21 protein-coding genes and 2 tRNA genes are annotated in these 17777 nt (G+C 38.9%); 15 read left to right on the plus strand and 8 right to left on the minus strand.

Annotated features, from left to right (window positions below):
• Window positions 1-90 precede the first annotated feature (90 nt).
• The 3 genes from D4T97_RS08290 (at window position 91) to D4T97_RS08300 (ending at window position 1821) form a co-directional block, all read left to right on the plus strand.
• On the plus strand, window positions 91-345 hold the full coding sequence (locus D4T97_RS08290) for a stage VI sporulation protein F (RefSeq protein WP_126049559.1): 255 nt from the start codon (window positions 91-93) through the stop codon (window positions 343-345).
• Window positions 346-613: 268 nt separating this feature from the next.
• Window positions 614-880, plus strand: coding sequence for a hypothetical protein (locus tag D4T97_RS08295; RefSeq protein ID WP_126049561.1), 267 nt, complete (start codon window positions 614-616; stop codon window positions 878-880).
• 26 nt (window positions 881-906) lie between these two features.
• Entirely contained in the window at window positions 907-1821 is a 915-nt protein-coding gene (locus D4T97_RS08300; protein WP_126049563.1) for an MBL fold metallo-hydrolase, read from the plus strand.
• A gap of 17 nt (window positions 1822-1838) precedes the next feature.
• On the opposite strand, the gene D4T97_RS08305 is transcribed toward D4T97_RS08300, so the two are convergent.
• The 3 genes from D4T97_RS08305 to D4T97_RS08315 form a co-directional block, all read right to left on the minus strand.
• Window positions 1839-2264, minus strand: a complete 426-nt coding sequence (locus D4T97_RS08305) for a GNAT family N-acetyltransferase (RefSeq protein WP_126049565.1) — start codon at window positions 2262-2264, stop codon at window positions 1839-1841.
• On the minus strand, window positions 2265-2780 hold the full coding sequence (locus D4T97_RS08310) for a YjcG family protein (protein ID WP_126049567.1): 516 nt from the start codon (window positions 2778-2780) through the stop codon (window positions 2265-2267).
• A 101-nt stretch (window positions 2781-2881) separates the two neighbouring features.
• A complete protein-coding gene (locus D4T97_RS08315) occupies window positions 2882-3604 on the minus strand; it encodes an alpha/beta hydrolase (protein WP_126049569.1) in 723 nt (240 codons plus the stop codon).
• Window positions 3605-3774: 170 nt separating this feature from the next.
• On the opposite strand from D4T97_RS08315, the gene D4T97_RS08320 reads away from it, so the two are divergent.
• The 5 genes from D4T97_RS08320 to D4T97_RS08335 all read left to right on the plus strand — a co-directional run bounded on the left by D4T97_RS08320 (window position 3775) and on the right by D4T97_RS08335 (window position 8027).
• On the plus strand, window positions 3775-4773 hold the full coding sequence (locus tag D4T97_RS08320) for a TAXI family TRAP transporter solute-binding subunit (protein ID WP_126049571.1): 999 nt from the start codon (window positions 3775-3777) through the stop codon (window positions 4771-4773).
• Window positions 4774-5139: 366 nt separating this feature from the next.
• Window positions 5140-5649, plus strand: coding sequence for a DUF1850 domain-containing protein (locus tag D4T97_RS08325; RefSeq protein WP_126049573.1), 510 nt, complete (start codon window positions 5140-5142; stop codon window positions 5647-5649).
• Window positions 5633-7594: a TRAP transporter permease gene (locus D4T97_RS08330; RefSeq protein ID WP_126049578.1), complete on the plus strand. Its 1962-nt coding sequence runs from the start codon at window positions 5633-5635 to the stop codon at window positions 7592-7594. The genes D4T97_RS08325 and D4T97_RS08330 overlap by 17 nt, the downstream gene beginning before the upstream one ends.
• A 79-nt stretch (window positions 7595-7673) precedes the next feature.
• Complete coding sequence (locus tag D4T97_RS20455; RefSeq protein WP_164525509.1) at window positions 7674-7844, plus strand: hypothetical protein; 171 nt, start codon at window positions 7674-7676, stop codon at window positions 7842-7844.
• Window positions 7845-7954: 110 nt separating this feature from the next.
• A tRNA-Val gene (locus tag D4T97_RS08335) sits at window positions 7955-8027 on the plus strand.
• A 133-nt stretch (window positions 8028-8160) separates the two neighbouring features.
• On the opposite strand, the gene D4T97_RS20460 is transcribed toward D4T97_RS08335, so the two are convergent.
• The 3 genes from D4T97_RS20460 to D4T97_RS20910 form a co-directional block, all read right to left on the minus strand.
• Complete coding sequence (locus D4T97_RS20460) at window positions 8161-8298, minus strand: hypothetical protein (protein WP_164525510.1); 138 nt, start codon at window positions 8296-8298, stop codon at window positions 8161-8163.
• Window positions 8299-8558: 260 nt separating this feature from the next.
• Complete coding sequence (locus D4T97_RS21070) at window positions 8559-8636, minus strand: YjcZ family sporulation protein (RefSeq protein WP_408021597.1); 78 nt, start codon at window positions 8634-8636, stop codon at window positions 8559-8561.
• Window positions 8637-9253: 617 nt separating this feature from the next.
• Window positions 9254-9421, minus strand: a complete 168-nt coding sequence (locus D4T97_RS20910; RefSeq protein WP_328588767.1) for a DUF1259 domain-containing protein — start codon at window positions 9419-9421, stop codon at window positions 9254-9256.
• Between the two features lie 307 nt (window positions 9422-9728).
• Here D4T97_RS20910 and D4T97_RS08350 point away from each other — a divergent pair, with 307 nt between their 5' ends.
• Entirely contained in the window at window positions 9729-9935 is a 207-nt protein-coding gene (locus D4T97_RS08350) for a hypothetical protein (protein WP_164525511.1), read from the plus strand.
• A 768-nt stretch (window positions 9936-10703) separates the two neighbouring features.
• On the opposite strand, the gene D4T97_RS20915 is transcribed toward D4T97_RS08350, so the two are convergent.
• Entirely contained in the window at window positions 10704-10835 is a 132-nt protein-coding gene (locus D4T97_RS20915) for a hypothetical protein (RefSeq protein ID WP_268920416.1), read from the minus strand.
• Between the two features lie 151 nt (window positions 10836-10986).
• On the opposite strand from D4T97_RS20915, the gene D4T97_RS08355 reads away from it, so the two are divergent.
• From D4T97_RS08355 to D4T97_RS20465, 5 genes are all read left to right on the plus strand, one after another.
• Complete coding sequence (locus D4T97_RS08355) at window positions 10987-11202, plus strand: hypothetical protein (RefSeq protein ID WP_126049583.1); 216 nt, start codon at window positions 10987-10989, stop codon at window positions 11200-11202.
• Window positions 11202-11537: a YolD-like family protein gene (locus tag D4T97_RS08360; protein WP_126049585.1), complete on the plus strand. Its 336-nt coding sequence runs from the start codon at window positions 11202-11204 to the stop codon at window positions 11535-11537. The genes D4T97_RS08355 and D4T97_RS08360 overlap by 1 nt, the downstream gene beginning before the upstream one ends.
• Before the next feature lie 246 nt (window positions 11538-11783).
• The gene (locus D4T97_RS08365; RefSeq protein ID WP_126049587.1) at window positions 11784-12209 is read left to right on the plus strand and encodes an RND transporter; all 426 of its coding nucleotides are present in this window, start codon (window positions 11784-11786) and stop codon (window positions 12207-12209) included.
• 301 nt (window positions 12210-12510) lie between these two features.
• Window positions 12511-12753 carry a hypothetical protein gene (locus D4T97_RS20775; RefSeq protein WP_235872209.1) on the plus strand — a complete coding sequence of 81 codons (243 nt, stop codon included), beginning with the start codon at window positions 12511-12513 and terminating at the stop codon, window positions 12751-12753.
• A gap of 304 nt (window positions 12754-13057) precedes the next feature.
• Window positions 13058-13133: transfer RNA gene (locus D4T97_RS20465), tRNA-OTHER, on the plus strand.
• A gap of 361 nt (window positions 13134-13494) precedes the next feature.
• On the opposite strand, the gene D4T97_RS08375 is transcribed toward D4T97_RS20465, so the two are convergent.
• Window positions 13495-14346, minus strand: coding sequence for a carbonic anhydrase (locus tag D4T97_RS08375; RefSeq protein WP_126049589.1), 852 nt, complete (start codon window positions 14344-14346; stop codon window positions 13495-13497).
• 976 nt (window positions 14347-15322) lie between these two features.
• Between D4T97_RS08375 and D4T97_RS08380 the strand changes: the two genes are divergently transcribed.
• A complete protein-coding gene (locus D4T97_RS08380) occupies window positions 15323-17602 on the plus strand; it encodes an ATP-binding cassette domain-containing protein (protein WP_126049591.1) in 2280 nt (759 codons plus the stop codon).
• The last annotated feature ends 175 nt before the right edge of the window (window positions 17603-17777 follow it).

The following is a 17777-nucleotide window of genomic DNA, read 5'->3' on the forward strand; positions in this document are numbered from 1 at the left end:
GCTTATTCCGGCTTTTTTGGCACTCTTTACCTCACCAAAAATAGCTTCCTTCATAATATATAAAAGATGAAAAGGAGGCTATTTTAAATAATGGATAATCAATTTTTTAAGAATATTGAAAGTAAGACTGGCGTTAATATGAACGAAGTACTTAAACTTGCGAATTCGTTGCAGAATGCAAATTTTAAGGACGAAAAAACTGTCCGTCGTGTGATCAGGGAAGTCGCAAGGATTGCAAATCGTCCAGTATCAAAGGAAATGGAAGACAAGATGGTGCATACAATCACAAAGGAAGGCAACAAATTGGATATGGGCACCATCGCGAACATGATGAACAAAAAATAGGGCGGAGGGCTTGCATTGGCTGCAAGTCCTTTTTTGTTTGATTGAATTGCGAAGGGGGCGATAACAATGTTGGGCTTGTCGGAAGCCCTGGAACAACGAAGGACTTTTTGAATTTAAGGAATAACCTTTAAAATCTATAATCACCCTATTACTACTAAAAATAGTATATCTGAGGATAATTTTACTTAAGAAAATTGAATTTTCAGGTTTAAAAGTTTGTTATCGGGGTAAATAATATTAATTATTGAATAAGGAGGTGCAGGTCATAATGGGTTATATCGCACCAATCCGAATGCTAGAGTACTCCGAGTACCAAAAAAGAGTACAGGAAAAGTCAAAAAACCATGACCCCATGCCTGTTAATTTCACACCTCGAATCAGACTTCAGTCAAAACTATATTGGGGAACAAACAGAGAGGGCATTCCACTCAAACTTAAAGAAAAGAAGCAATACGGTAGTCCGAAATCATCCGTTATTGATAAAAAGCTTCCTGAAGAAACAGGAAAAGGCCGTTATATAAACGAATATGTATAACAGTAATGCTTGGAAGGAATGTTTAAATGGAATTTAGAAAAATAACGGAACGCTGTCATTACTTCAGCGGCGCAGTCAACATCGGCTACATTCATAAAGAAGGACAGGGCTTGCTGGTTGATTCAGGCATCGATAAAGGCACGGCAAAAAAAGTTTGGAGAACATTGACAGACAATCATCTCCCTTTAGATCACGTCATCCTTACTCATGCTCATACCGATCATTATGGCGGTGCTTCCTATTTGCAGAAAGAGCTGCCAGTAAAATTGCATGCACCGAGGCTTGAAGCGGCGATAATGGGGAACCCGGTTCTTGAACCAATCTATTTATGGAACGGTGCCATGCCGATCAAGCAATTGAGGAATAAATTTTTGGAGGGAGAGCCGGTGAGCATTGATGGTTACATTTATGAAGGGAAACAGAGTTTGGGTCCTTTCAACTTTGAGGCTGTTTGTTTGCCGGGGCACAGCTACGGCCAAGTAGGAATTATAATTGATGAGATCTTATATGCCGCCGATAGTTATTTCGGGACAGACATCCTTGCAAAACACAAAGTCCCCTTTATTGTTGATGCTGATGCAACAATCAATTCGCTGAAAAAACTAAGCGGACTAACTTTCAAAGGAGCACTCCCCGGGCACGGTGAATACGAGATAAATATAGAAAAAACAATACAAAAAAATATTGATTGCCATTCGAACATCAAACAGTTCTTGTCTGAAGCCATCAATGCTTCTCCTGATGGAACTTCATTGAATGAACTCTTGATTGAGATGTTTGAAAACTTTGGATTAAATGCGCGTGAAATCGGCCAGTGGCTCTTATTTAGGACCTCTTTTACCGCATACATATCCAGCCTTATAGAAAGTGGAGAGGTGATCATATCCATAAACAAGCATACGCCATGGCTAAAAGGAAATCCCCTTAAAATTTCGAAATGAAATCTTAAGGGGATTTTTTATTCAATCTTTTTAATCATTTTACGATGCGGAATGCCCGCGTCAAGAAACTCATCGGACACAACGGAATATCCAAGTTTTTCATAAAACGGGACAGCATATGACTGCGAGTTCAAAACAAGCTCTTTTACTGGAAGGCTTTTCGCATACTCCTCAATATCCACCATGATTTGAATACCCGCACCTTTTCCCCGATATTCCGGGAGAATACAGATCCTTTCCACTTTCCCCTTGCCATCAAGAATCCGGAATCTGCCTGCACCTGCCGGCTTTTCCTCATCATAAAGCACGAAGTGGGCAGAGTTGTCTTCGTGTTCGTCTATTTCAATTTCGATGGGAACCTGCTGTTCCCCGACAAACACTTTTTTGCGTATGTTGAACGCATCTTGCATTTGTTCTTCTGTTCCGGCCTGAATGACTTTCATTTACTGAGGATCCTTTCCAAGGCGAAATGTTTCATAAACGGTCCACGAACCGTTCTCCAATTGATAAACCAGGTGGAATCGGTCAATGACTTCTTCATGCTCAACCCCTAGCATCCTCAATTGGCCATATACATCAGAGTGTTCATCATTTGACAGCTTTTGCCCGATTGTAATATGTGGAACGAAAGGATATTCTGGCTTATCACCCGGCAAGGAAGCATAAAGATCTTCATGCAACTCTTCAAGCTGTTGGGTTTTCTCAGCCTTAAGGTGAATCGTGTTGTTAGTAGGCTGGAAGGAGCTCACCTTTCTGATCCGCAAAGTGAACGGCTCATGAGTCTTTGCTATCGCTTCCATCTTTTCAGTGATGGAGTTGACATCCATATCTGTTTCAAACGCCGCCTTCAAAGTCAAGTGAGGAGGAATCAGCGCATAATGAGGGTCATACCTTTTCCGATAGGAGTTTGCCAAGTCCTGTAACTTTTTAGAGGGGAATATAACAATTCCGTATTTCATCTCTTTATAACCTCCCTATACTCATTAATGTAAATCTTCTATATCTTACTACTATAACATATACTTGACAGCCTTTCCTATAGGACATTGGAAAGAGTTGCTTAACGCGGGAACATAGTTAATAATGTCCGCTTCATATCCGGCTGCCAATATTTCCACGAGTGGCCACCATTGAATTCATCATAAAAGGAATCAAAGCCCATCTCCTGAAAGACTTGGTGCAGTTCCCTATTTGGAGTCAGAAAGTCTTCCACCCGTTCAGGGGAAAATCTGATTTCATCCTCGTCTTTGCCAATCACATGATAGATATCTAATAAATGAGGCTCTTCATGTGACCGCACCGCAGAAATAACTTCATCATTTACGAATGGCGAATGCAAGATCACTTTTCCGAATGTATGAGGATATTGAATGGCTGTCATCAAAGAAACAGTGGCCGCCAAGCTGTCGCCCATCAATGTCCTACACTTTCCAACAGCGCTCGTAGGATATTCTTTTTCCAGCCAAGGGACAAGCTCGTGTGCCAGGAAACGTATGTATGAATTGTTTTTTTCGCCATCCGGGTGGTATTTTTCACGGCGGTCCTTCACATTTTTATATGGAATCCCGACGATGACAAGGTTTTCGATTTTCTCTTTTGCAAGTAGTTCATCTGTAAACCGCGTCAATCTGCCCATCTGAAAGTAATCTTTTCCATCCTGTACTATCAATAAAGAGTATTTATACAGTGGAGAGTATGCGGCGGGCAAATATATCAAAAGTTCTAGTGTCTCATCCAACTCTTTGCTGTGAAATTCCATTTCCGTAATCTTACCTTGAAGCATAATTTTTGGGCCTCCTTCACTGAAAGTTGGTATGCTAGATATTTTAACATAACGGAATTTCAAAGGGGAAAAATCATGTTTCTTATTCAACCAATAGGGTAATGATAGAAAGAGTGAGTGACTTGGCAAGGCCTTTTGATGTATCACTTTAACTGTAAGGAGGCTTTTAAATGACTAGAAAAAAACCTCTTGTCGGAATCGCTTTTATGTTAGTGCTCTCAATGGTGCTGGCCGCCTGCGGCGGAGGCGATAAAGGCAAGAACAACGCTGAAAAAGACGGAAAAGATTATGGAGTAAAATTCATAAGTATTGCAACAGGCGGGACTGGAGGTACATATTATCCTCTTGGAGGAAGCTTTGCCAATCTGATCAAAGATGCAACAGGGATTGAATCCAACGCAGTGACATCCGGTGCATCTGCAGAAAATATGGCTTTGATTAAAAAAGAAGAAGTGGAAGTTGCTTTCACACAAACAGATATTGCAACTTATGCCACTGAAGGAAAAAGAATGTTTAAAGAAAAAGTGGAAAACATGAAAGGATTGGGCACTCTTTATCCTGAAACGATACAAATTGTTACCACGGAGAAATCAGGAATAAAATCGGTAGAAGATTTGAAAGGTAAAACGGTCTCGGTTGGAGAATCAGGCTCCGGAGTAATTGCAAATGCAGAGCAGATTCTTGAAATTTATGGTATGTCCTTCGATGACGTAAAGGCCAGAAACCTTTCTTTTGATGATTCAACAACAGGCATCCAAGACGGTACGATCGATGCCGCTTTTATTACCGCAGGAACACCAACAGGGGCTGTAGAAGGATTGTCGGCAACTGAAAAGGTGGTCATTGTCCCACTTGATGATGATAAAATAAATGCCCTTATTGAAAAATACCCATATTATTCAAAGGAATCAATTAAAAAAGGAACATATAACTCGAAGAGTGATGTGAATACAGTAGCAGTTCAGGCTATGCTTGTTGTCAGATCGGATTTGTCAGATGACCTTGTCTACGAGATGACAAAAGCCATTTATGACAATACGGATAAAATCGGTCATGCAAAAGGTGAGCAAATCAGTGCGGAGAATGCCTTGAAGGGGATGTCCATCGACCTTCACCCAGGAGCTAAAAAATACTTTGATGAAAAGGGCATCTCTGCTGAGAATAAGTAATTATCCCAATGGCAGGAATAGACCGGTTCACTTTCTCGGTCTATTCTTTTCTTTAAAGTTCGATAACAGAATTTTCTCGAGGATTTGTTATATCTAGGGACTAGGTGCTATCGGCTCGAGGGTACATGCTGCAGGGGAGTAAATTCAAAATGAATGTACACCGGTGGCACAGTTTATTCGAGGGAGCTGTGTTTGCCTCGTCGTAAACATCATGAAGCCTATTCAAAGAAGCATCTCACAATGTAATTGAAATCAGTAGCTTTGCTGCGGCGGCAGAAAACCTCCCTTATCAAAATCAATTTGTGCTTGTCGACTAAAGCTGCGCGCCTTACGCTTTTCTTTAACGATTTTCAGGAGAACGATCGGATGCAAATTTTAAAGCTGCTTTTGATTCCTGTTGCAGCCATGATATTACTTGCGGTACCAATTACGGATGCAATAACAATCCAATCTCCGAAGGAGGACAATATCCTTGCATATTTCACGCTTCGAGAGACGGAAAATAGCTTCAAAATTGTATACACTCATTCCATCCATCATTCCGAGGTAAGAGAGTCATACCTGGTGGAAAATAACGGGAGAATCCGCCAAACGGAATTGGAATATGAGGATACAGCAGTAGGCATGCCTTCTAACGCGGAGGAAGGGGAAATCTTTCGTATGAAAGATGGAAAATATCATATTGAAAATATGAACAGAGAGTTTGATTGGATTGATCTAGGCATAGGCCAGGTTAGTGCAAAACATCGTTTAATCGTAAAAGGAAAAGTGACGCCTTTTTCAGCTTTTGCCAAACCAGGGTCTATAGTCAGGATCAAGAAAAGAAAGCTTTCTTTCTGGCAGCAATGGAAAGGAGTGAATGTTGTTGGCCGATAAACATGTGCATGAGACTTTATCAGAAGAAGAACAACAAAAAATATTAGAAAAATATGATCCCGAGTCGGCTACGAGGAAAGTGAAAGGGCCTTTTGGCTGGATTATCTTTTTTGGTTTACTCGCCTTTTCAATTTTTCAATTATATGCGTCCATCACACAGTCGATCCCTCGTCAAATTTTGCTGTCCATTCACCTTGGATTTGCCCTTTCACTCATATTCCTTCTTTTTCCTGCCAGAAGGATGACACGGAAAAAGGATACAGTGGCTTGGTATGATATCATTTTAGCCATCCTTTCAGTCGGTGTCGGGGTTTATTGGCCATTGATGATTGAATCGATAGTCAATCGGGTGGGAATGTTGACCACTATTGATTTAGCAGTCGGAACACTCGCTGTTTTATTGACGCTGGAGGCCACACGAAGGGCCGTGGGACTTCCGATAACAATCATCGCTGCATTATTTATGGCATATGCATATTTCGGCCAATCAATGCCGGGATTCCTGGCACATAGAGGTTTGAACTTTGAAAGTCTTATAAACACGATGTTTTTTACGTCACAAGGAATTCTTGGAACACCATTGTATGTTTCTGCAACATTCATATTCTTATTCCTATTATTTGGGGCATTCCTTGTCAAAACCGGCGTCGGTCAATATTTCAACGATTTGGCGTTGTCAATCGCAGGCCGAAGAATTGGGGGACCGGCAAAGGTAGCTATTTTCTCCAGTGCCCTGCAAGGAACAATTAGCGGAAGTTCCGTTGCGAACGTTGTGACATCAGGTTCATTCACGATCCCAATGATGAAAAAGCTTGGCTATCGGAAGGAATTTGCAGGAGCGGTTGAAGCGGCTGCCTCAACCGGGGGACAGATCATGCCGCCTGTCATGGGTGCAGCAGCATTCCTGATGGTCGAATTCATCGGCATCACTTACTGGGAAATAGCGAAAGCAGCTGCAATTCCGGCAATCCTTTACTTTTCAGGAATATGGATCATGACTCACTTTGAAGCGAAGCGGGTAGGCCTGAAAGGTTTGGCAAAAGAAGAGATGCCCGACAGAAAAGAAGTTCTGGGAAAAATTTATTTATTGATCCCGATTCTTCTGATTATCGTTTTGCTCATGACCGGTGTAAGTGTCATGCGCGCAGCACTTTTATCTATCATCGGTACAATTGTCGTCAGTGCCATCAGGAAAAGTACCCGTATCGGCTTTAAAGACATGGTGGAAGCTCTTGTGGACGGTGCCAGAACAGCTCTTGCTGTAGCAGCAGCCACTGCTTCTGCGGGGATTATCGTTGGAGTTGTTACTAAAACAGGATTGGGTTTGAAGCTTGCCAACGGGTTGGTCGGCCTTGCCAATGAACAGCTGCTATTGACTTTATTCTTTACAATGCTTACTGCTATTGTTTTGGGGATGGGTTCGCCGACAACCGCAAACTATGTCATCACTTCAACAATTGCGGCACCTGCCATTATTTTACTCGGTGTTCCGGCACTATCAGCTCACTTATTCGTTTTTTACTTCGGAATCGTAGCAGATATTACACCACCGGTCGCTTTAGCCGCTTTTGCGGCATCCGGAGTGTCGGGCGGGGAACCGATACGAACAGGGGTCAATGCATCAAAGCTTGCCATTGCGGCGTTCATCATCCCATATATGTTCGTATTGTCTCCGGAATTATTAATGATTGATACAACCATTCCGTATCTCATTTGGATGGTATTTACGGCATTCACAGGCATGATTGGAATCGGGGCTGGTATTATCGGATTCTGGTATAGAAGATTGTACTGGTTCGAGAGGATCATCGCTATCGTAGCAGGCCTGATGCTCATGTATCCCGAAGGTATGTCAGATATCATCGGGCTCGTGTTATTCGTAGGAATGCTCGCAACGCAAATGATGACGAAAAACAAGGGAAAATATAAATTGGCGGAAAGCTGATGAAAGAAAGCTCCACCTTGACAGGGTGGAGCTTTCTTCCGTTATCTTTTATAATAAGTTATATTAAGGAGGGAGCGGGTTGTCAAAAACGTTTAAACCAATTGATTATTTAAACGAAACAGAAGTACAACTCCTTGAGGAAACGAAAAAAAGATTGAAGACTGCTAAGTCTATCGATGAATTGAAGTACTATGAGACAGTACTACATGTGTTATTGGAAACTTCAAGAGATCGAAAACTCCAGGAGTAAACTTTATTATTTAGGAGAAAACAAAAAGAAATAAATTATTTTAAGAATAGTAGTTGACATTATCTTGCACTTGTTATATATTATTAATTGTCCGGTTCATATTAATATTTGATTCCGTAGCTCAGCTGGGAGAGCGCCACCTTGACAGGGTGGAGGTCGCTGGTTCAAGCCCAGTCGGAATCACTAGCTAGAACCCTTGATACTTCAATGTTTCAAGGGTTCTTTTCTTTTTGTTAAAACTAGTAAAAATTCCACTTGTTGACGAATTGTTGACGGAATTATTTTTCTTGGGTTTTTCTCGATATGAAAAGGTCATTTAATCTTTGACCTCTATTTCATTTTCCACTGTTTTGTTTCCATCTTCTGTCCCCTGGGCCTGGCTGTCGTCGGAGTTACATGCAGCCAACATCGCGATAATAAAAAACGACGCTAGTAAGGCGAAAAACTTTTTCATTATGTAAATCCCCCTTAGTTGAAATCTATCAGTAAGGTTACCATTTCATTCCAAAAATGGAAAGGGACTTTTGGATGTGTGGAGCCTCCAGTTATAGCTAACAAAGATATGAGCCTGACACCTTCCATCCTCCAACGATGAGGGCTTTTTTATTTTTGTCATAATAGAATAACAAGAGCGCTAGAAGCGCTCTAGGATGTTACTACCTAACCGAATCAGTGGCGGATGTAGATTCGATTACTATTCAATTCCTGTGGAGGCTAGTAATGGACAAACGCTGTGCCGACAATAATCAACAGAATGAAAAGTACCACGATTAATGCAAAGGAATTACCCAGGCCGTAACCCCCTCCATATCCATAACCGCCGTAACATCTGCGTCCACATCCGAAGAACATAAATATCACCACCTTACAGGAATTAATACAAATTATGCGAGTGAGTGTAAAACGAGCTAGGGGATATGCGGACAAAGCTATAAAATGTGTATTTCTCTTGATTAAAGCCTAGGGACTGGCTATTTAAGCACTTTCACGTTCGACTGCTTTCAGAGATCTTTTCAAAATAAATCCTCATTTCTATCAGACGGATTGTCCAATCAAATTCGACATTTTTCAATATATTATTAATAATTCCGGCTTTAATAAATATAAAGGAGGTGTCAGGGGTATGTTCTTTGAAGATGAATTTGTACGTGGAGAAAGAGAAAGACGGAGACGGAGAAGGAGATTCATTTGTGAATGCCGTGAAGTAAGACGTAGACGTGAAAGAGAGCGTAGATGCGATTGGTAGGTAACTAATCAGAGGAAAGAGAAATCCCTTTAGGTAATAGTCAAAGGGATTTCTCTGATACTTAGACCCGGCGCTGACCAGGCTTTAACCCATGTGCAAATATCTTAGCTTGAAAGTACGAGCAGGAGTAAATAAACCATTTTAGACGAACAAAAATGGCCTGTTATTTTTTAAAGAGACCTGCTTCTAATGCTGCATCAAAACTTTTTTTAGCAAAATCAAATGAATCTCCTACATTTTCCCAATGCATATACATTAAACGAGGATCATCAAAAAACGTATGCTTAGATAGAAATCCCTGTATAGATAAATATAATAACTTTTGATTAATAGGCTAGATTTAGTACAAATCATGACATCCCAATCAAAATAGAGCTTGTTCATCAAGGTGTTAACAAACCATTTTTAAAAAATAGGTAGTTATTTAAAAAGTTACGAGGATAATAAAATAAATATGATAATAATGAATTTGTCCCCTTTTTTCAAGAGCCACTTCTTATTGTAGGAGGGCTTTTTTATTTCTACGAAAAAATCCTCATTTATATCAGACTTTCTGTCCAATCGAATACGACATGCTCCAATATATTATTAACGAGTCGGCCGGCTTAAATAATTAATTGGAGAGATGGAAATGCACTTTGAATTTGAAGATGATTTTGTGGGTGGAGAAAGGGAAAGAGAAAGACGGAGAAGGCGATTTGTTTGCTTTTGCCGTGAAGAACGACGTGAGCACGAGTGCGAAGAGGAAGAAGAGCACGAAAGAAGACGCAGGCGTGAATTCGAGTGCAGATGTAGAGAAGAGCGCAGACGCAGACATGAGCATGGAGAGTTTGATTGGTAATTAGCCAAAATAAAAAAGGAAAAATCCCCAAGGTGATAGTTTAGGGATTGCTCTAATTTAAACTTCCACATTTGTAGCGAGGCATAAAAAGCCCCCTGGATTAAATGAAGGTCATCCAGGGGGTATGTTTGATAGCCTTTTAAGGATATATACAGTATATCTAATAGTTTTTTTACATGTCTTTAAATAAAAATAAACAAACAAAAAACGATAATAAAATTAATCCCCCTTTGTTAGATGTGGACATACCTTCCGAAAGGGGAGAGTGTTTAATTTATGGGTTAAAAAAAAGCCCGGCGGTCACTGATGATTAAATAAAATTAATTAGACGATAATGATATCATCCTCTTTTTTTAATGTTGTGCACCATCCCTCCTCGTTTCAGGAGGGCTTTTTTGAATCAAATAAAAATATTCAGCATATAATATAAATACTCCACGATTGTTCATCACGATAAGGCCCAGCTTTGGCTGGGCTTGTACTATTATTTATTTCCATTATTCCTATTTGGATTAGATACATATTTTGCAATATATTAGAGACTCTTCATATCCAAATATGGACTGTTCGATTTTTATGTCACAAAACAATATCCAGCGTATAATAAAAATACCCAGCGGTTTGCTACCTCTAAAGAAAGCCCGGCGTAGTCCGGGCTACTCCTATTGTCATTCATCCTCAAATTGCTCTAACTTATTAACTATATAATCTATCCCAAGTATAAAAAGGCCGGACAGTCTTAGTCTGGGGGTTTTTAAAAAGGTAAAGCTGTTCATTCTAACCCTGCAATCAAAAAACAACGAACCATCACCATCAATAGCAACCAGCTTTTTTTAACTTTCACAGCTGAAAGTTTTTCCTTGATGACTTCTTCCGTTGAGAGAAAAAACTCCTCCAAATCCAATCATATGCACCTAATTCAGTACAGTTCATTAGGACTTTACTTCTACATGAAATGACAAATACTTCTTTAATTGTAAGAAATCTTTTCCACTTGAACAACAAACGTATGTTCGCATATAATTAATACAAATAATTGTTCGGGTGGTGGTAATATGACAGGCTTGTTAATGCGTGCAGCTGGGTCTAGGCAGAGACTTGAATTAATCTACATAAACAAAAACAATCAAATATCTCAACGCATCATCAAAGTGATTGGCGTAACCGAATCAACGATCAAAGCTTATTGCTTTAGCAATAAACAATTCCGCACGTTTAACTTGGCCAACATATTATCAATCGCCCCCGTCAGACAAAGGAGGGGAGCTTGATGGATATAAAAGACCGTGGCACGAAAAAGTGGACTGCCATGATGCTGCCGGAACATGTCCAAATGCTTAAATACTTGAATGTTGATTACGAACGAGTCAAAAAGCCCGACATCGATGAACAAGGGTGGGAGGAGATCAATGAAACTTTACATATTGCTATTGAGTTTAACCTACCACTAAATTTCACCGTCTGGATTGATGGATTCTTTGATGATGTTGAAGGAGTCCTTCATTATATAGATGAAATAAATAAAATAGTTCATGTGGTGGATATAAAAGAAAATGTACATAGAATTAGTTTTAAATCGATAGTTGAAGTTGAATATAAAAATTGATAATCAGATTGTCGTGTGGCTTATTGAGGTTCTTATTCAACAAACGGGCCAGATTGTGGAGCAAACATTTGATGACATTTGATACAATAAAGTTAAATAACTAATAGGGAATTGTGAAATTATTCACTTAAACCAACGGGCAGGTTTCTCGAATAAGGAGAATACCACTTTTTGTTGAAGTTATAGTAAACGAATCAATTACTTTTTGGTGATTAGGACAATACGGGAGGGAGTTAGGGGGATTAAATGAAGAATAAAACTAACCTGAAAACTATAAACTGGAGTATTTTAATAATAGTTGTATTAACGGCGGTTATTACTGCAATTATCACACTATATGACCTATACAATACACCTGCCTTTGGTGAAGATGCACAGTCTCGTGCGGGATTCCGATGGGGGACACTCCATATTATTATCTCGATAGCCATACTGATCATTTCCGTTTTTTTAGCAATTGGTTGGAAACGTTTATTCCCGTTTAACGTTCCTATTTCTATCATTCTGGTTGGTTTTTGTTATGTATTATTTTTTCTTACATTTACAATTGGATGGGTCGGAATACAGGGCATGCTTGGCTTCCTTATCGCTTTCCTAATAGGAGTGATTTTAATAATTTCTTATTCAATTTCTTTTCTTATTCAACGTCGCAATGCTACAAATAAAAGGTAACCATTTGAATTACTTCCTTATATGCTAATGGATAGCAAGATTTATTGACCCTGTATGTCATGGACAGCTTTTTTAAAGTAACGGGGCAGCATCCCTGTTTTAAGTTTGTGAAAAAAATGTACTTAAACTATCGGGGGCTTTAGCACAATAACTATAGATCAATATTTAAATTTTTGGATCTTCAGCAATCGGGCGCTAAAAAGGAGTGAGAATATTCCGTTATTAGCTCATTGATCCATTTTGTTAACAGGTTATGATTTAAAGGGAGGTTACTATTCTGAATAAGAAAAAAACAAAGAATATATTAGGGGCACTATCAATATTAACCGTGCTAATAAGTATAATTTTTTTCTTTGTAATAAGAGGGCCTAATGCAAATTTGACTTTGATTATAAGCGTGTTTACTGTGCTTTCTGGACTCGGAGTTATTTTTGCTATAATATCTAAAAAACTGTGGTTTATTATAACAGGAATTATACTAAATGGCGCAGTGTTAGTATTAGCTTATTTTCTTTTACTTGCATTCGGAATTAGTGAACAATAAAAACTACTCAATAAACGGCGCGATTGTTGAAGAAGAGTATGTCATAAAATAATTCCGCAATATTTTCCGATGGCCCTTAAAAATGAAAACCCCTCTGAAGAGAGGGTTTTTTTGCCGGCAACTTGCCGACATTTTGACGGCGGGCATCTTAATTTACAGTAATATGCAGAATAAGAGCCCATCTAATAGACTGGCTCTTTTTTGTTGACGAATTGTTGACCAAACTCGTCAACAACGCTCATTTTTAATTGGAAACAATCGTATTGTCATTTCAAAAACCTTGATATTATTAGGTTTTATAAGGGGTGTTCGTATTTGTTCGGTAAGGGTATGCCACCTTGACAGGGTGGAGGTCGCTGGTTCAAGCCCAGTCGGAATCACTATTCAAACAGGCGATGAACTGTATAAAGGTTTATCGCCTGTTTTATATTTTTATAGAAAGAGCTCAATTCGTCAGCCTCTATATCAATCGAAAATAATCTAAACTGTATTAATATAAAAGCGCCCAATCCCTTGATTATAAAGGGATTGGCGCCTATCTGTTATATCGGGATGACAAGATTTGAACCTGCGACTCCCAGAACCCCTTGCTGATATATTAATTAATACATAACAGTTTTATTTCAATTTGTTATGTATTTATTATTGGAATTTAATAATTTAATATACGAGGATAAAAGGAGAACCTCAACAATTATGCCGGATTCATGAAAGGCCTATTGTGCTTATGCACTTGATACATCATTGTGCAATTTCCTTAATGATTTCACGTCCATTTACAGGCTGAACAGGACGTTGGTTATTATGGAAAATTTGCTGAAATGCTTGTATTTGTTCTTTTGACATTTCAATCGGCTCTTCGAAAACAATCCATTTCACTTTTTCGGTACAAGGTGGTGTCGTTAATGAACCGTTGTAATAGAAGGATGTTTGATTTGAGGGGAGTAAAGCTTGTAAATCAACAGGTTCTTCTATGGCGATATCGCTTTTTGTTTCACTCTTTGGTAATCTACTCCAAATGGATGCCAATTGTTCGTTTTTTTTTCCAGCTTGGATCAATAAACCTAGGACGGCAAGCTCACCGTTAGCGTCTTGGTGGACAAGATGCAGTTCCATATCCATTTGTTGACCATTGAATTGGTGCTCGCTTGGTGTATGGAAATGGAATTGAGCAAGTTTGTATTCTATTCCTTCAACCACAATGCTGTTGCTTGATGTCGCCGGATTTGCCTGTACAGTATGACCGGTATTGACTATTGAAAACTGTGTCGGCTCATATTGAAATTCAATATTTTCAAGTTTTGTTTCACTTGTTTCTTCCAGAGATGGTTCGATATTGATCGGTGATTGTTCATTTCCTTTCATGCAAGCTGCGTATGCGGAATCCAATTCCCCCCAATGCTCAGGTCCTGTTTCTTCCTCGTAAGACCATTCAGCAGTGGGTGTAACATTTGACTCTGTTGCACCTTTTTCATTTGCCTCATTTACTTCTTCTTTTTTTGATACTGTTGTTTCTTTCTTTGGTTCTGAGCAAGCTCCCAGTAAAAAGCTTAACGATACAATTAAAAATGGATACAATAGACTCTTTTTCATATTTTGCGAATCCCCTTCTTTCTTCTTTTTTTGTTATCTCTGGCACATAAAATACCATACTAAAAAAATAAAAAAACTCAATACAAAGGGGCTTAAATTCCACAATACAGTTAATAATTACTATACGTTTACATATGAAAACGGATGAACATGTGAATTATCACTTGGTGCTTAATGACTATTTTACATATTAATAAAAAGTAGCTTTTGTTTCTTTTCAAACTGCAAGAAGCTGATTCTAGACTCCAACATTATCAAAAAAAATCCCTCCCAATATTCCCCTTAGCATCTCGTTGAACGTTCTTACGTTGTTTACTTAGTTGACTCATAATTATAATTAATGTAGAAAAAACGTTTTTTAATATCCAATACCATGAAAGATATCAAATTGTATTAAATTAAAGGAAATAATTTCAAAGACCTTTATCATAATGGAGAGATTACATGTTTAACCCTCAACCTTTAAACTGCCTTAAGGAAAAACATTTAGAAAAAGTCGAAACTAAAGTGCGTAATAAAATGAAAAAATACTTATTAATCATAACTATGTCGGTGTCCTACCGACAAAACGTTGATATTATACATTGAGACGTTTTTAGGAAGTTGATACTCTGATTTTTCCATCAGGTATTCTCAAGGATTGAATTAATTCAGCAAAAACAAAAAAACGTTCAACCCATTACAATAAATGAGTTGGACGCTTCTTCTTTCAGATCGGGATGATAGGAATTGAACCTGCGCCCCTGGCATCCCTTGTTAGAGGTTGCTGTTCAACCTAAATTGAATGATGTAAAATTGATGTGAAAATCTATGTAAGAGCATGAAGTCTTACGATTATACTATTATCGCAATCTCTTATTTATTCTAGCTGGAAAAGTAGGAGAACTTAAAAGGTATTCCCCTTGTCAAGGGTTGGCTAGACTTGTAGCGAACCAAGAGAAGCATGGTAGATAAAATCAGAGAGGGTGATAATAAAATGTCAGAAATAAAAGATGAAATCATTTTAAGAGGACTTAAAGAAAATAATTTAAAAAATATAAATTTAAACATACCTAAAGAAAAAATTATCGTATTCACTGGGCTTTCAGGCTCAGGAAAGAGCTCAGTCGTTTTTGATACATTAGCAACAGAAAGCAGAAGACAAATGACTTTGAACTATCCTCACTATGTCAGATATCAAATGCCAAGGTACGAAAGGCCCCACGCCGATCTTATGCAAAACTTAAGCCCAGTTGTAGTAGTAGAACAAAGAGCTATAGGGAGCAATTCCCGCTCAACAGTAGGCACCTATATGGATTTAAACCCATTAATTAGACTTTTGTTCTCAAGAATAGGAAAGCCATCAATAGGTTCTGCCAACGACTTTTCGAGCCAAAGTTCTTTAGGCAGATGTCCAGAATGTAGTGGATTTGGGGAGGTCATTGCGCCAGACTTAAATAAGATGATTGATTATAATAAGTCACTTCGAGAGTATGCAGTGAAATTTAAGCCATTATCGCCTTCGGGTTGGCAGGGCAGATGGATGATGACCGGCGGATTATTCGATCCCGATAAACCGATAAAGGACTACTCAGAAGAAGAACACCATCTGCTAATATATGGTCCCCGGGAAGGTGAAAAAGTCTATGCGCCGTTTCACACAAAAAACGGACCTCAGCCTCATGAATGGGATGGATTATTGCCAAGATTTACGCGCCTTTATATCAATAGAGATATCTCAAGGCTAAAAGAAGTGACCCAAGATGACGTCTTAGCAGTATCAACACATTCGTTATGCCCAACCTGCCAAGGGTCAGGGCTAAACCCAAAGGTACTGGAATGTAGAATAAATGGTTTAAATATCGCAGAATACGATCAATTAGAGCTTACTGAACTACTCGAAGAACTAACGAACATAAAAGTTCCTATGGGAGAATCTATTGCAAAACAAACAATTCCACATCTCACACAACTGGTTGAAATGGGATTAGGATATTTGAGTCTTTCAAGAAAAATGGGCACATTGTCCGGCGGCGAAGCTCAAAGGGTAAAAATTGCTCGTCATTTAGGGAGCAGCCTAAACAATATTACATATGTTTTCGACGAACCAAGTGCAGGACTCCATCCAGAAGAAGTGGATAGGTTAATACAGATGATGAAAAGTTTAAAAGCTCAACATAATACCGTCATTGTTATCGAACACGATTTATCAGTAATAAAAACAGCGGATGAAATAATAGAGATGGGACCAGGAGCAGGTGTTAACGGCGGAAAAGTTGTCTATCAAGGAAAATTAGAAGGGCTCATAAGCTCTGAAGCCGCAACAACTTTAAACCACAAGCTAAAAATCAACAGAACTCCAAGGGATATAGAAAGTAATTTTACAATAAAAAGAGCAAGTAACAATAACTTGAAAAATATAAGCGTAAAAATTCCTAGGAATGTCCTAGTCTCTATATGTGGTGTATCTGGTTCAGGAAAAAGCTCCTTAATGTTGGGAGCATTCCCAGAAAGTTATCCGGAAACCATAATGGTGGGACAAGGAAGCATAGGAACCTCTAACCGGTCGACACTGGCCACATATATGGGCATAATGGATGATGTTCGCTCCATATTTTCAAAAGAAACAGGGCAACCGGCAGGTCTGTTCAGCTTTAACTCTTTAGGAGCATGTCCTATCTGCAAAGGAAAAGGAGTACTAACCCCCGACGTAGCATTTGCAGATCCAGTGACGCTTCCCTGTGAAGCGTGTGGCGGTACGAGATATTCAGACGAAGCCCTGTCATATCGATATCAAGATAAAAATATAGTAGAGATCTTAAATCTAACTATAGATGAGGCGATAAGCTTTTTTAAAATGCCAAAGATCATAAAAAGAGTGAATACGCTAAAAGACGTTGGGTTAGGGTATCTAACTCTAGGACAGACAACAAGTTCTCTAAGCGGAGGAGAAACTCAACGTCTAAAACTTGCAAGCCATTTACAAAAAGAAGGACAAATCTACTTATTAGACGAGCCATCTTTAGGACTCCACACAAAAGATAATGGAAAACTTTTAGATTTATTTCAAGAACTTGTAAACAGAGGTAACTCTGTGATAATTATCGAACACAATCTAGATTTTATAGCGGCGAGCGACTGGGTAATAGAATTAGGCCCAGGAGGAGGAAAACAAGGCGGGCATATTATATTTGAAGGCACACCAGAAGGGATGTTAAATGCAGAAACTTTGACAGCGAAATGGTTAAAGGATGGATTTAGAAAGCAATACAATTAAAACGTGCATTTATTATTTGAACTTCCCCAATTCTCGTAGCGGCTGATTAATGCTAATGAAAGATAAAATGCTGTTGTTGGAGTAAACAACTCTAAAAACTCAATCCGAACCATTACTGTAAGAAGCAGTTACCCCTTTCCTACTTAAACCGATCAAAACCCAACCCATGTGTTGC

Source organism: Siminovitchia acidinfaciens (assembly GCF_003605385.1).
GTDB lineage: Bacteria > Bacillota > Bacilli > Bacillales > Bacillaceae_C > Siminovitchia > Siminovitchia acidinfaciens.

Excerpts from the sequence above, each read along its gene's own strand:
- D4T97_RS08330 (WP_126049578.1), top strand. The coding sequence starts at position 5,633 with ATGTTGTTGGCCGATAAACATGTGCATGAGACTTTATCAGAAGAAGAA.
- D4T97_RS08325 (WP_126049573.1), top strand. The coding sequence starts at position 5,140 with ATGCAAATTTTAAAGCTGCTTTTGATTCCTGTTGCAGCCATGATATTA.
- D4T97_RS08355 (WP_126049583.1), top strand. The coding sequence starts at position 10,987 with ATGACAGGCTTGTTAATGCGTGCAGCTGGGTCTAGGCAGAGACTTGAA.
- D4T97_RS08290 (WP_126049559.1), top strand. The coding sequence starts at position 91 with ATGGATAATCAATTTTTTAAGAATATTGAAAGTAAGACTGGCGTTAAT.
- D4T97_RS08315 (WP_126049569.1), bottom strand. The coding sequence starts at position 3,604 with ATGCTTCAAGGTAAGATTACGGAAATGGAATTTCACAGCAAAGAGTTG.
- D4T97_RS08365 (WP_126049587.1), top strand. The coding sequence starts at position 11,784 with ATGAAGAATAAAACTAACCTGAAAACTATAAACTGGAGTATTTTAATA.
- D4T97_RS08295 (WP_126049561.1), top strand. The coding sequence starts at position 614 with ATGGGTTATATCGCACCAATCCGAATGCTAGAGTACTCCGAGTACCAA.
- D4T97_RS08300 (WP_126049563.1), top strand. The coding sequence starts at position 907 with ATGGAATTTAGAAAAATAACGGAACGCTGTCATTACTTCAGCGGCGCA.
- D4T97_RS08380 (WP_126049591.1), top strand. The coding sequence starts at position 15,323 with ATGTCAGAAATAAAAGATGAAATCATTTTAAGAGGACTTAAAGAAAAT.
- D4T97_RS08305 (WP_126049565.1), bottom strand. The coding sequence starts at position 2,264 with ATGAAAGTCATTCAGGCCGGAACAGAAGAACAAATGCAAGATGCGTTC.
- D4T97_RS08375 (WP_126049589.1), bottom strand. The coding sequence starts at position 14,346 with ATGAAAAAGAGTCTATTGTATCCATTTTTAATTGTATCGTTAAGCTTT.
- D4T97_RS08360 (WP_126049585.1), top strand. The coding sequence starts at position 11,202 with ATGGATATAAAAGACCGTGGCACGAAAAAGTGGACTGCCATGATGCTG.
- D4T97_RS08310 (WP_126049567.1), bottom strand. The coding sequence starts at position 2,780 with ATGAAATACGGAATTGTTATATTCCCCTCTAAAAAGTTACAGGACTTG.
- D4T97_RS20460 (WP_164525510.1), bottom strand. The coding sequence starts at position 8,298 with ATGAAAAAGTTTTTCGCCTTACTAGCGTCGTTTTTTATTATCGCGATG.
- D4T97_RS08320 (WP_126049571.1), top strand. The coding sequence starts at position 3,775 with ATGACTAGAAAAAAACCTCTTGTCGGAATCGCTTTTATGTTAGTGCTC.